At 69.2% G+C, this 13053-nt stretch carries 12 protein-coding genes and 1 pseudogene; 4 read left to right on the forward strand and 9 right to left on the reverse strand.

Annotation, left to right across the window (positions count from 1 at the left end; all coding sequences use genetic code 11):
* Positions 1 to 16 precede the first annotated feature (16 nt).
* The gene (locus tag E9536_RS04675; RefSeq protein WP_136469369.1) at positions 17 to 2035 is read right to left on the reverse strand and encodes an LssY C-terminal domain-containing protein; all 2019 of its coding nucleotides are present in this window, start codon (positions 2033 to 2035) and stop codon (positions 17 to 19) included.
* A 102-nt stretch (positions 2036 to 2137) separates the two neighbouring features.
* A complete protein-coding gene (locus E9536_RS04680; RefSeq protein WP_027790814.1) occupies positions 2138 to 2590 on the reverse strand; it encodes a hypothetical protein in 453 nt (150 codons plus the stop codon).
* Positions 2591 to 2910: 320 nt separating this feature from the next.
* Here E9536_RS04680 and E9536_RS04690 point away from each other — a divergent pair, with 320 nt between their 5' ends.
* Positions 2911 to 3555 carry a response regulator transcription factor gene (locus tag E9536_RS04690; protein WP_027790813.1) on the forward strand — a complete coding sequence of 215 codons (645 nt, stop codon included), beginning with the start codon at positions 2911 to 2913 and terminating at the stop codon, positions 3553 to 3555.
* A complete protein-coding gene (locus tag E9536_RS04695) occupies positions 3552 to 5348 on the forward strand; it encodes a sensor histidine kinase (protein WP_136469370.1) in 1797 nt (598 codons plus the stop codon). Before E9536_RS04690 ends, E9536_RS04695 begins: the two co-directional genes overlap by 4 nt.
* Before the next feature lie 47 nt (positions 5349 to 5395).
* Here E9536_RS04695 and E9536_RS04700 read toward each other — a convergent pair.
* The 4 genes and pseudogenes from E9536_RS04700 to E9536_RS04715 all read right to left on the reverse strand — a co-directional run bounded on the left by E9536_RS04700 (position 5396) and on the right by E9536_RS04715 (position 8524).
* Positions 5396 to 5696 (reverse strand): annotated as a pseudogene (locus E9536_RS04700) (type II toxin-antitoxin system RelE/ParE family toxin).
* Positions 5693 to 5968, reverse strand: a complete 276-nt coding sequence (locus E9536_RS04705; protein WP_059693750.1) for a YlcI/YnfO family protein — start codon at positions 5966 to 5968, stop codon at positions 5693 to 5695. Before E9536_RS04705 ends, E9536_RS04700 begins: the two are co-directional and overlap by 4 nt.
* A 117-nt stretch (positions 5969 to 6085) precedes the next feature.
* Positions 6086 to 7396: an MFS transporter gene (locus E9536_RS04710; RefSeq protein WP_021158399.1), complete on the reverse strand. Its 1311-nt coding sequence runs from the start codon at positions 7394 to 7396 to the stop codon at positions 6086 to 6088.
* Positions 7397 to 7507: 111 nt separating this feature from the next.
* A complete protein-coding gene (locus tag E9536_RS04715; RefSeq protein ID WP_136469371.1) occupies positions 7508 to 8524 on the reverse strand; it encodes an ABC transporter substrate-binding protein in 1017 nt (338 codons plus the stop codon).
* A gap of 238 nt (positions 8525 to 8762) precedes the next feature.
* Between E9536_RS04715 and E9536_RS04720 the strand changes: the two genes are divergently transcribed.
* Together E9536_RS04720 and E9536_RS04725 are read left to right on the forward strand one after the other, a co-directional pair.
* A complete protein-coding gene (locus tag E9536_RS04720) occupies positions 8763 to 9428 on the forward strand; it encodes a response regulator transcription factor (protein ID WP_059521686.1) in 666 nt (221 codons plus the stop codon).
* A complete protein-coding gene (locus E9536_RS04725; protein WP_119338749.1) occupies positions 9415 to 10836 on the forward strand; it encodes a sensor histidine kinase in 1422 nt (473 codons plus the stop codon). Before E9536_RS04720 ends, E9536_RS04725 begins: the two co-directional genes overlap by 14 nt.
* 37 nt (positions 10837 to 10873) lie before the next feature.
* Here E9536_RS04725 and E9536_RS04730 read toward each other — a convergent pair whose 3' ends face one another.
* The 3 genes from E9536_RS04730 to E9536_RS04740 form a co-directional block, all read right to left on the reverse strand.
* A complete protein-coding gene (locus E9536_RS04730; RefSeq protein WP_136469372.1) occupies positions 10874 to 11320 on the reverse strand; it encodes a hypothetical protein in 447 nt (148 codons plus the stop codon).
* 114 nt (positions 11321 to 11434) lie between these two features.
* A complete protein-coding gene (locus E9536_RS04735; RefSeq protein WP_136469373.1) occupies positions 11435 to 12199 on the reverse strand; it encodes an ABC transporter ATP-binding protein in 765 nt (254 codons plus the stop codon).
* Positions 12196 to 13053: an ABC transporter ATP-binding protein gene (locus tag E9536_RS04740; RefSeq protein WP_136469374.1), complete on the reverse strand. Its 858-nt coding sequence runs from the start codon at positions 13051 to 13053 to the stop codon at positions 12196 to 12198. The genes E9536_RS04735 and E9536_RS04740 overlap by 4 nt, the downstream gene beginning before the upstream one ends.

Here is a 13053-nt window from a genome sequence, read left to right on the forward strand (position 1 = left end):
GCGGCGCACGGCCCGCTCACGGCCTGACCATCCATACCAGCAGCATCTCGGCCGGCGCGGCCGTCGTCCCCGCCGGCGGATGCCCGATCGTCGGCTCGACTGCCAGCGCCTTCGCAATCGACGCCGCATCGTCGATCGTCGTCGAGCGCACGATCGTCATCAGCCGCGCCGGCCGATGCAGCGTCTCGCGATACAGCGCGCCGTACCACAGCGGCCGCATGCCGAGCGCGTCCTGCAACACGTACGGATAACGCCACAGCCGCAGCACGAGGCGACTTTCCGGCTGGCCCGGATCGACGCGCACGAACACGCGGCGCGTGCTTTCGCCGTGCGTGTAACGCGGCAGCACCGGCAGCGCCTCGGCCGGCGCCTGCGGCAGCAGCCAGCGCAGCGCGGTGGCGGGCGACCACGGCGTCGCGCGCTGCCAGCCGGCCTGCGCGAGATGCCGGTCGAGCGTGTCCGACGTCGCGCTCCATTGCAGCGGCAGATACTCCTCGCGGTCGCCGCCGATCTCGGTGCGCCGCACCGGCACGCGCTGCCATCCGCCGCGCAGCCACTGGTCGACGGTCATCGCGACCACGTCGCCGACATGCGGGCGCGCCGCGCAGTCGAGCTGCCATTGCGCGGGAACCGTCCATACGCCGGCCGTCGCGAGCACCACGGTCACCGCGACGAGCGCGCCCCTCGGCTGCACATGCTCGCGCACGCGCCAGTACGCATGGGCGCCGGCCAGCAACGCGAACCAGGCCAGCCCGAGGCTCCAGCCGCCCAGCAGGCCCGACAGCCACGTGTCTCCGACATACAGCCGCGCGAAGCCGCCGAGCACGATCCACAGCACCACCGCGGTCACGACCGGGATCCGCCACGGCGCGGGCCGGTCACGCGTCAGCACCCAGCCGAGGCCACTGCTTGCGAGAATCGCGAACGCGGCTTCGGCATCGGGCAGCGGTACGTGCAGCGCGCCGGGCGGCAAGCTCGCGGGCGTCGCGCCGGGTACGCCCGCGCCGAACGCCGGCACGAGCAAGACGGCGACGCCGACGGTCGCGAGCCACCACGCGGCGGTCAGCCAGCAGCGATGGATCATCAGCCAGACGAGAAACGCGGCCGCGACGATCAGCCCCGTATCGTGCCCGTGCAACACGGCAAGCGCGCGCATCACGGCGTCCACCGGCGGTGTGCGCAGGTTCTGCAGGAACGCGTACAGCGCGATGTCCGCGTGCGTCAGCGGATCGTTCGCGACGACATCCTGCACGAGTCCCGCGAACAGCCACACGCAGCCGACGAACAGCAGCGCGAGCGCGGGCACCGCGCCCGGCAGGCCGCGCACGTATGCGATCGCGTCGTGCAGCCGCGCGCCGACCCGCGGCCAGCGGTGCTCGCATGCGTGCACCCCTTCGACGAGCGCACGACGCAACAGCGGCCAACCGCGCCGCAGCGCGACGCGCACGCCGATCCACACGAGCGCGACCAGCGCCGCGACGACCAGCAGGATCACGGCGACCCGCACGCTGATCGCCGCGGCCAGCGCGGCCGACGCGCCGAACACGATGCCCGGCGCGACGTGCACGGGCGCCCAGATGAGTGCCGAGACGACGTTGACCGGATAGAACGACCGGCGCGGCAGCGTCGCGCAACCGACGACGACCGGCACGACCGCGCGCACCGGCGCAAGAAAACGTGCGAGCACGATGCTCTTCACGCCATGGCGCAGCACGAACTCCTCGCCGCGCCCGTAGGCGCCCGCATAACCGAAGCGCGCCCATGCGTTGCGGATCATTCCGCGGTAGTGCCGCCCCAGCTCGTAGCTGATGCCGTCGCCGATCACGGCGCCGACTGCCGCGACGCCGATCGTCGTCCAGCCGTCGAGCGCGCCCGCGCCGATCAGCGCACCGGCCGCGAACATCACGGCACCAGCCGGCACGACCGTGCCGATCAGCGCGATCGCCTCGGCGCACGCGGTCACGAACACGACCGCGAGCACGAGCAGCGGATGCGCGCCGATCGCGCCGATCCACGCGTGGATCGTGTCGCTCATTGCACGCTCCATGGCGAAGCGACCCGGCGTGAGAACACCGGGCCGGCGATGGCATGGGGAGCGTTCATCGGGCGGTGCGTGCGGTCGCGCCGGCGTGGCGGATCAATCGAACTCGTGCTGCCGCGCGTCGGCCTCGAGCGGCGCGTCGTGGTAGCCGACCGTCGCGATCTCCTGCAGATAGCGCGCGAGAAACGCGCCGATCGATCCGGCGGCCTCGTACTGATGCACGTGGCGAAATTCATGGGTCAGCAGGCGGCGCGTGTCCTGTCCGCGCAGCACGTACACCGCATGACCGAGCGTGAGCCCGATCGTCCCCGGCGACAACAGCCCCGTGTCACGGGCGATCGCGGCGAGCGTCGGCGTCTCCGGAAACGGCATGCGCTCGACGATCACCACGCGGATCCGCTCCGGCTGGGCGACACCCACCGTGCGCGCGTCGTCGGCCTGCGCCGGCGTCAGCGGCGCACCCTGCGCGATCCCGCGCGCCGCCTCCGCTTCGGCCCACGCGACGGCGGCGGGCAGTGCGGACGGCAGGATATCGGCAAGATCGATCATCACGGGGCTCCTCGTTAGTGTCGTGGCATCGGGCACCAGTTTAGTCCCGAATCCGGGCGGTTCGCGGGCGGGCTGGCGACCCGCCGCGCCGCCCGGTTCCCGCCGCCGCGACCACCCGGGAATACCCTGACTCGCGCCCGCCCCGCCGCGTATGTTTTCTCGGGAATTATTTCGTTTCAGTGCACATTCGTCGAAAACCTGTCTCGAAAATTTACCGGATGAGTATCGTTTTCGGATTCGGCGGAATATATTGGTCAGAAGAACGGCCGCGGCGACCACCGGACAGCAGGGCGCGGCGTCATCCCGAAGAGGATCGCTAGATGATCAGGGTAATTCTGGCTGACGATCACGCAGTCATGCGGGACGGACTGCGTCACATCCTGGAAACGGCCGGCGGTTTCGAAATCGTCGGCGAGGCAAGCGACGGCTCGGCCACGCTCGCGCTGGTCGAGCGCGGTACCGCCGACGTGCTGCTGCTCGACCTGTCGATGCCCGCGCCGACCGGGATCGAGCTGATCCGGCTGGTGAAGCACCACGCGCCGTCGCTGCGCATGCTCGTGCTGACGATGCATGCGGAGGCGCAATACGCGGCGCGCGCGTTCAAGGCCGGCGCAACCGGTTACCTGACGAAGGACAGCGCGACCGCCGAGCTCGTGGAGGCGGTCGGCAAGGTCGCGGCGGGCGGCGTCTACGTGAGCCCGTCGGCGGCCGAAAGCCTCGCGCTCACGCTGCGCGCGCCGGCCGCGGCACTGCCGCACGAACGGCTGTCCGCGCGCGAGCTCGACGTGATGCGCCGCATCGTCGCCGGCCAGACCGTCACGCAGATCGCGACCGAACTCGCGCTGAGCGCGAAGACGGTCAGCACGTACAAGACACGGATCCTCGAGAAGATGGAACTGCCGCACGAAGCCGCGCTGGTCCGCTACGCGGTGCGCCACGACCTCGACCCCGGCGGCGACGCATGACGGCCGCCTTCCACCTTCCGCCCTCGCCCCCGGACGACGACACCTCCGACGCGTCGCGCCTGTTCATGTCGTCGCTGCCGCCGGGCCGGCGCGAACGGCGGCTCGCGCTCGCGACCGTGCTCGTATCCGCCGTGATCTTCGCCGCGCTTGCGCCCTTCGCGGGCAGGCCGCTTGCGCCGGGCTGGGCGTTCATCCCCGTGTACCAGTCGGCGATCGTCGTCAACGACATGGTGACGGCCGGCCTGCTGCTCGGCCAGTACGCGATCCTGCGCGAGAAGCCGCTGCTCGTGCTCGCGGGCGGCTACCTGTTCACAGGCTTCATGGCCGGCACCCACATGCTGACCTTTCCCGGGCTGTTCACGCCGACCGGCCTGCTCGGCGCCGGCGACCAGACCACCGCCTGGCTCTACCTGTTCTGGCACGGCGGCTTTCCGCTGGCGGTCGCCGCGTACGCGCTGCTGCGCGCGGCATCGCCTGCCGCGGGCCCGATCCCGGCCCCGCAACGCCGCGCGGCGATTCCCGTGGTGCTGTGCATCGCGGCCGCGCTCGGTGCGACGGCCGCGCTCGCGCTGCTTGCGACGGCCGGCCACGACCTGCTGCCGCGCATCATGAACGGCAACCGGATGGCCGCGACGATGACGAACGCGATCACGATCGTCTGGGGGCTGAACCTGGTGGCGCTGATGCTGATGTGGCAGCGGCGGCGGCGGCATTCCGTGCTCGACCTGTGGGTGATGACGGTGCTCGTCGCGTGGCTGTTCGACATCGCGCTGTCGGCGATGCTGAATCACGGGCGCTACGATCTCGGCTTCTACGCGGGGCGCGCGTACGGTCTGGTCGCGTCCGGCGTCGTGCTGTTCGCGATGCTGTTCGAAAACGGCCGGCTGCATGCGCAGACGGTGCGCGCGCTGGCCGGCGCGCGCTACCAGCATCTGCTCGTCGTGCAGAAGAGCGCGCAGCTGAACGACGCGAACGAGCGGCTCGAACAGCGCGTTGCCGCACGCACCGCGCAACTGAGCGCGTCGAACCGCGACCTGCGGCGCGAAGTCGAGGAACGCGTGCGCGCCGAGCGAGCGCTGCAGGCGTCGCGCGAGGAGCTGCGCGAGATCGCCGCGATCAGCGCGAGCGCACGCGAAGCCGAGCAGCGCCGCATCGCACGCGAGCTGCACGACGAACTCGCGCAGACACTCGCGACGCTGAAGAACGATCTGGAATGGCTGATCGATCGCGTGCCGCAGGACGACGCACTGCTGGCGCGCAAGATCGCGGCGATGCACACGCTGGCGCGCGGCGCGGTGGCCGCGACACGCCGCATCGCGTCCGACCTGCGCCCGCTGATGCTCGACGATCTCGGCTTCGCCGCCGCGATGCAATGGCTCGTGGAGGATTTCCGGCACCGCCACGGCATCGACTGTGCGCTGCATGTCGACCCGCCCGAACTGCAACTCGACGAGCCTTACGCGACGGCGGTATTCCGCATCGCCCAGGAAGCGCTCGCGAACGTCGCACGGCACGCGGCCGCGTCGCATGCGAACGTCGCGCTCGTGCAGGCGAACCAGGCGATCGAGCTGACGATTCGCGACGACGGCGCGGGATTCGATCCCGGCGTGCCGCGCAAGTCGGGATCGTTCGGGCTGGTCGGGTTACGCGAGCGTGCGTATCTCGTTGGCGGCACGCTGCGGATCGCGACGACGCTCGGCGAGGGGACGACGGTCGAGGTGGAGATTCCGCTGTCGCCTGCGCCTGCTGCGGTCGCGCATGGCGGGAATGGGGGGTCGAGGATCGATCGCTGATCGAAGCGGCAATATCGGCAAATACCGGCCGCCGCGTCGATCATGCGTCAGTGGTAGTCGTCTTCCCGTTGATGTCGCACGGCCAGAATCGTGACTTGCCCGGCCGCTTCAATCTCGAACGGCAGGACATAGCCCGACGTGCCAAAAGACACGATCAGCTCGCGCAGAAACGGATTCCCGTCGTCGATCTTGCGGCATGTGAACGGAAACATTCGGAGCATGGCGATACCTTGTTCGATCGCGTCCGCAGCCCGCTGCCGCTGCATCGGTATCACGTTCGAGCAGGTATCGATGCATCCGCACCAGATCCCCACGGGCCGCACGTGTATATCGGACCCGATAGATCAATCCGCCGCCTTCGCTGCTCTCGCAGCGTTCAGCATGCCCTCGAGTTCGGCCTGCACATCGGCGGCATCGACGTATTCGCCGGTACGACGCGCCTCGTCGCGCGATGCAAGGCCACGGGTGACAAACTCGCGCCGCAGGCGACGACGCGCGATACCATCGCGAAGCGCCGACTCCATGAACGCAGACAACGTCTCGTTTTCCTCAAGGACCGACTCTGCCGCCTCCCGCAATTGCGGATCGACACGCAGCGCCGGCATGATCGCGGTTTTCATCGCACACTCCATGGATTACATATGTAATCCATGGTAGCAAACCCTCTTTTACGCGTGCAGTCGGCCATTCGGCCTGACCAACGTGTCCGGAACCACAATCCGGCCGCGCCGCGCGCCTCACGCCCGCACCGCCACCATCCCCCGCTCCGAGCGGGTCCACGCGACCAGCGCGCCGATTCCGAGCAGCGCGAGACACACGATCGGCACGATCATCGGCCCGAACGCGGTGCCCGTCACCTTGCCGGCAAACGGCATCAGGTTCTGGCTGAAGAAGCCGCCGAGGTTGCCGATCGAGTTGATTGCCGCGACGCTCGCCGCCGCCCGCGCGCCGGTGAAGTAGCGCGGCGGCATCGACCAGAAGCACGGATACAGCAGCGGAATGCATGCGCCGCCGAGCACCAGCGCGATGAAGCGCAGCGGCGTCGACGGCAGCACGAGGCTCAGCAGGAAGCCGAGCGCGCCAAGCGCCGCGACGATCGCGATCGTGCGCAGGATGCTCTTCGCGCGGCGCAGTTTCCCCGGCAGCCACACCAGCAGCAGCACGGCAAGCGCCCACGGCAGCATGCTCAGGAAGCCGTTCGTCGTGCTCGACACGCCGAACGATTTCACGAGCGTCGGCAGCCAGTACGTCACGCCGTACAGCGACGTCGACATCAGCATGTAGGTCGCCGCGAACAGCATCACGCGCGGGTCGAGCAGCGCTTTCCACGGCTGGCCGTGCTCGGCCTGCGCGGGTTTCTCGCGTTCGAGCGCGGCTTCGACGATCTGCTTCTCGCGGTCGTCCAGGAAACGGGCGTCGCGCACCGACGCGGGCAGCACGCGGAACACGACGATCGCGACGATCACCGCCGGGATGCCCGTCGCCACGAACACCCACTGCCAGCCCGCGAGCCCCCACACGCCGTTCAGGCTCAGCAACACGCCGCCGACCAGCGAGCCGAGCATGTTCGCGAGCGCGCTGCCGAGCGTGAAGATGCCGAGCACCTTCGCGCGATAGCTCTGCGGAAACCACAACGTCAGGTAATAGATCACGCCCGGATAGAAGCCGGCCTCGGCGATGCCGAGCACGAAGCGCAGCGCGCAGAAAGCGGGCATCGACGTCGTGAAGCCCATCAGCACCGTGATCAGCCCCCACGTCAGCATGATCCGCGCGAGCCACACGCGCGCGCCGTAGCGATGCAGCGCGAGCGTGCTCGGCACCTCGAACAGCAGGTAGCCGATGAAGAACAGCGACGACGCGAGCCCGAACGCGGCTTCCGTCATCCCGAGGCTGTGCACCATCTGCAGTTTCGCGAAGCCGACGTTCTGCCGGTCGATGAACGCGATCAGGAACATCACGACGAGGATGGGCAGCAGGCGCCGCGCCATCTTCGACATGATGCGCTGTTCTTCGGCGGACGCGGGGTCCAGGGTGTCGGTAGCATTCACTTCAGGCTCCTTGCGTGAATCGGTTGCACAGCGGTTGCATGTCGTTTGAATCGGCGCCGCGCGCGACGATCGCGCGGGTGCGGGGCATGTCGGGGAAAGGAAGCGGCGGCATCAGCGCGACCGGTAGTCGTCGAGCATCGGCGCGAACATCTCGTGCCATGCACGCGGCTTCGCCTTGATCGTGCCGGCCAGGTACAGGAATTCGACGTAGTCCATCAGCTGGTTCGGCAGTACCGAGAAACGCGTGTCGGGCGCGGCGAGCATCCGCATCACGTCGTCGTGCGACACGCCGACGCCTGACGACGCCGCATACAGCGCGGCCGCCGCGCGCGGGTCCTGCGCGATCAGGCGGTTCGCTTCGTCGAGCGCGCCGAGAAACGCGACGGCCAGCGCGGGGTCCGTATCGACGAGCCGCTTCGGCGCGAATACGACGTCGAGCGTCAGCGGGCCGAGCACGTCGACCGAATTCACGACGCGGTGAATGCCCGGCTGCCGCAGCTCGAGCGTCGAGAACGGCGGCGACGTGAAGTGCGCGGTCACGCCGTTCTCGCGCCGGATCAGCGCCTGCATCGCCTGCGGATGCGGGAGGTTCACGGTGATCGAATCGAGCTGCGCGAAATGCTTCGCGCCGAGCTGCCGGCTCGCGACCATCTGCAGCACGACCGCCGACAGCGACGTGCGGATGCCCGGCACCGCGATCCGGTCGGACGGCGTGAAGTCGCGCAGCGACATGAGGCCAGCGCGGTTCGCGTTCAGCGACAGCGACGTGGTGGACAGCCCGCTGATGCCGATCACCTCGACGTTCGGAATGCCGCGCGCCCGTGCCCACAGCTCGATGAAACCCGGTGCGCCGGCGCCCGCGAAATCGAGCGTGCCGGCCATCATCGCGTCGTTGACGGAATTGCCGCCGTCGAGCAGCACCCAGTCGACCGCGACGTCGCGCACGCCGTGGCGCGCCGCGTGCCGCTCGAACAGCCGCTGCTTCTCCATCACGAGCAGCGGCAGGTACAGCACCCCGAAGCCTTTCGAGATCCGGACGGTGCGCGGCTTCGCGCGCACGAGCGGCGGCGCGGCCAGCATGCCGATGCCGGCGGCGATCAACGCGCGGCGGCGCGGCGACGTCGTCATGCGCGGGCCGCCGTGCGACGGACGGCAAACGGCCACGCGAAAACCCGCGTCGCGCTGCGCCGCGCGTTCGTCGTGCCCGTGACATGCTGCATGTTGCCGTCTCCTTGAATATTTCTGGTATTAATGCCGTCCTTGCGTGCTGCATCCGGCTCGACACAGGTTATCGACCGAGTCTGAGAAAATGCTGACATCCCGGCCCCGGGAAAACCCCTAACCCACCCATCTGCGAAACGGCACCATGCGTATTCTCGTCGTGGAGGACGATGCCGAAATCGGCGCGGCGATCCGCAGCCGCCTGGCGCGGCTCGGCCACGCCGTCGATCTCGAGACCGACGGCGCGACCGCGAACGGGCTGCTGCGCGTCGAGCGCTTCGACCTCGTCGTGCTCGACGCGAACCTGCCCGGCATGGACGGCTTCACCGTGCTGCGACACCTGCGCGCGTCGGGCAGCACGACACCCGTGCTGCTCGTCACCGCACGCTCGGCGATCGACGACCGCGTGAGCGGCCTCGGCCTCGGCGCCGACGACTACCTGGTGAAGCCGTTCGACTACCGCGAGCTCGACGCGCGCGTGCAGGCGCTCCTGCGCCGCAACAGCGGCCACGCGAACGACGTGCTGACGCTCGGCGGCCTCGTGATCGACCGCAGCAGCCGCCTGGCGGAACTCGACGGCCAGCCGTTGTCGCTGTCGCGCCAGGAATTCGCGCTGCTCGAAATCCTCGCGAGCCGCCCGCAACGCATCTTCTCGAAGGACGAACTGCTGAACCAGCTGTTCAGCTTCGGCAACGAGCCGACCGCGAATGCGGTCGAGCAGTACGTGACACGCGTGCGCAGGAAGCTGCAGGGCAGCTCGGTCGAGATCCGTACCGCGCGCGGGATGGGGTATCAGATTGCGGCGCACTGACTGGTTCCCGAAGACGCTGTTCGGGCGCACGCTGCTGTTCATCGCGCTCGTCGTCGCGTCCGGCGCGCTCGCGCTCGCGGCGATCGCGCGCTACTACGCGGGCGTCGCGGCCGAACGCGCATACGACCAGTTGCTTGCCGGCGCGTCGATCCAGGTCGCGGAAAACCTCTACGTGCAGGGCGGCGTGCTCGCGCTGAATCCGCCGGTGGCCGCGCTGTCGACGCTGTCGCGCTACGACCTCGTCTACTACAAGGTCGTCGATTCGCGCGGCATCGTCGTGGCCGGCTACAACGATCTCGCGAGCCCCGTGACGCTCGCCGCCGCGAAACAGGGCCCGGCGTTCGCGAACGGCCTGTACCAGGGGCACCGGATCCGCACGGCAACGATTGCGCGTTACATGCCCGAGGAAAGCACGCCGGGCTGGGCGCTCGTGACCGTCGCGCAAACCACCAACGCGCGCCAGCAGCTCACGAACGACATGAGCCTCAAGGTATGGACGCTGATCCTGCTGATGAGCGTGCTCGCGATCGGCGCGAGCGGCCTCGCGATCCGGCGCGGCCTGCGCCCGCTCGCGCAGATCGGCACGATCATCGCCGCGCGCGACCCGGCCGACCTGCGGCCGGTGGCCGTCGACACGCCGAGCGAGATCGACGCGATCATCGGGTCGATCAACGGATTGATACACCGCCTGGCCGAACGCATCAACGCGATGCAGCGCTTCATCGCCGACGCGGCGCACCAGATGCGCACGCCGCTCGCGCGACTCGACGCGCAGATCGAGCTGCTCGACGGCGAATCCGATCCCGCGCGCCATGCGGCACGCCTCGACGCGCTACGCGCGACCTCTTCGGACGTCGGCCGGCTCACCGGCCAGTTGCTCAATCACGCGATGGTGATCCATCGCACCGAAGCCGTACCGCTGCAGCCGGTCGACCTCGTCGCGCTCGCGAAGGACGTGCTCGGCCGCGCGATTCCGCTCGCGGGCGAGCGCGATGTCGCCGTCGCATTCGCGAGCGACGCGCCGCTCGCCTGGATCGACGGCGACGCGATCAGCCTGCAGGAAGCGTTGTCGAACGTGCTGCACAACGCGCTGCTGCACGGGCATGCGGACGACATCGTCGTGTCGGTCGCGACGAAGGGCAACGCAGGCGATACCGTGACGCTGACCGTCACCGACAACGGCCGCGGCATTCCACGCGAGCATTGGGATGCCGCGCTGCAGCCGTTCGTGCGGATCGCACCGGACGGCAGCGAGCGGCGCACGGGGTCGGGCCTCGGGCTCGCGATCGTGCAGGAAGTGATGAAGGCGCACGGCGGGCGCATCGGGTTTGCGTTTCCCGATGCGGGCGGGTTCGCGGTCGTGCTGACGTTTCCGCGTGCGGCGGGGATCGGCGCCGCGCAGGCATGAAGGGACGGACCGGTGCCGGATCGGGCGCGGCAGGCGCTCAGTCGTCGTTGGTGTCGTCGAGGCGGTTCCGCTCCGCGTGCCGCGCGACCAACTGGTCCAGCTCGTCATACCGACGATCGCAGAACAGCCGGCACAATGTGTCGACTTCCGCGCGCGTGTCGACGTCGATCGTGTCGACATGCCGTTCCAGCTTGCCTTTGCCGATCCCGAACAGCCCCTTCTTCATCCGCATCGAAACGGCATTCAACTGGAAGCCGTCCGCATGCGCGTCGCTCAGCGCGGTCACCCACAATTCGCGCTGATCGTCGGCGTGCTGCAGCACGAGCGCGGGCAACGGCCCTTCCTGCGTGTCGTCCCATTCGGCATGCTGCGCCGCCCACGGGAACGTATCGAAGGCACGCGTGAACGACGCGTAGTCCGTCACGCCCTGAGGATCGAGTTGAGTGTAGTCGTAGCCGGTTTTCTGAATGGCGTAGGTCAACATGGCGCGGCGCTCCCGGTGGCGGTAATGGCGACTGCGCGTAATCTACCTGACAAGTCGGTGTACCTCGCAGTTTTTCGCGAGGCCGGATCCGGGCACCGCCATCGGCCCCGCCCGCTACGTCGCCACCGCCTCGCCACCGAGATACGCATCGCGCACGCGCTCGTCGTCGAGCAGCGCCTTGGCCTGCCCTTCGAGCACGACGCGCCCCGTTTGCAGGACATACCCGTAATGCGCGATCTCCAGTGCGAGGCTCGCGTTCTGCTCGACCATGAACACGGTCACGCCCTGCTTGTTGATCGCGTCGATCAGTTCGAGCACCTTGTCGACATAGAGCGGTGACAGCCCCATCGTCGGCTCGTCCATGCAGATCAGCTTCGGCCGCGCCATCAATGCCCGCGCCATCGCCAGCATCTGCTGCTCGCCGCCCGACAGCGTGCCCGCGCGCTGCGTCAGCCGCTCGCGCACCCGGGGAAACAGGTCGAGCACGCGTTCGTAGTCCTCGGCCACCGCCGCGCGGTCGCCGCGCGTGTACGCGCCCATCAGCAGGTTCTCGCGCACGCTCATGTCGCCGAACAGCCGCCGCGCCTCGGGCACGGCCGCGATCCCGCGCCGCACGCGCTGCGGCGTCGCGAGCGCCGTCACGTCGTCGCCGTCGAAGCGCACGACGCCGCGCTTCGGCCGCATCAACCCGAGAATCAGCTTCATCGTGGTCGACTTGCCGCTCGCATTGCCGCCGAGCAGGCTGACGATCTGACCTCGGCCGACTTCGAAGTTCACGTCGAAATGCACCTGCACGGGCCCGTAGAACGTGTCGAGGTGTTCGAGTTTCAGCAGCGCATCGGTCATGTTCGTTTGCAATCCGGAAGAAGTGGCGCTCATGCGGCTGCCTGCGCCGCACGGTCGGCCGGCGTGCCGCCCGCATGGCGGCGGCCGAGGTACGCCTCGATCACGCGCGGATCGTGCCGCACGTCGCGCGGCGCGCCTTCGGCGATCTTCACGCCGTTGTCGAGCACCATCACGCGGTCGGACACGCGCATCACGAGTTCGAGCTTGTGCTCGATCAGCAGGATCGTCAGGCCGCGCGCCTTCAGCGACTGGATCAGTTGCAGCATCTCGGCCGTCTCCGTCTCGTTCATCCCGGCCGTCGGTTCGTCGAGCAGCAGCAGGCGCGGATGCAGCGCCAGCGCGCGGCCGATCTCCACGCGCCGCCGGTTCGCATACGACAGGCTGTGCGCCGGATGATCGATGCGCGGGGTGAGCCGTTCGCCGAACCCGGCGATGATGTCGCGCGCCTCGTCGCGCAGCGCGGCTTCCTCGCGTCGCACCGACGCGGGCCGCACGAGCGCGCGCCACACCTCGGCCGCCGCGCCGAGCGCGGGCCAGCCCGGCCGCGCCGCACGCAGCCGCGCATGCGCGCCGATCAGCACGTTGTCGAGCACGCTCAGGTTGCCGAATACGCGGCCGTGCTGGAACGTGCGCGCGATGCCGAGCGCCGCGAGGCGTTCGGGCGCGGTGCCCGTGATGTCGCGGCCGTCGAACGTCACGCGGCCGGCGTCGGGCCGGTCGGCGCCCGCGATCAGGTTGAACAGCGTCGACTTGCCCGCGCCGTTCGGGCCGATCATGCTCAACAGTTCGCCGTCGGCGAGCGTCAGGCTCGCGCCGTCGAGCGCGGTCACGCCGTCGAAGCGGCGCGTCAGGCCCTGTACGTCGAGCAAGGGTCGATTGATGGTCAT

This window comes from Burkholderia sp. LS-044, assembly GCF_004803625.1.
GTDB classification, from domain to species: Bacteria; Pseudomonadota; Gammaproteobacteria; order Burkholderiales; family Burkholderiaceae; genus Burkholderia; species Burkholderia cepacia.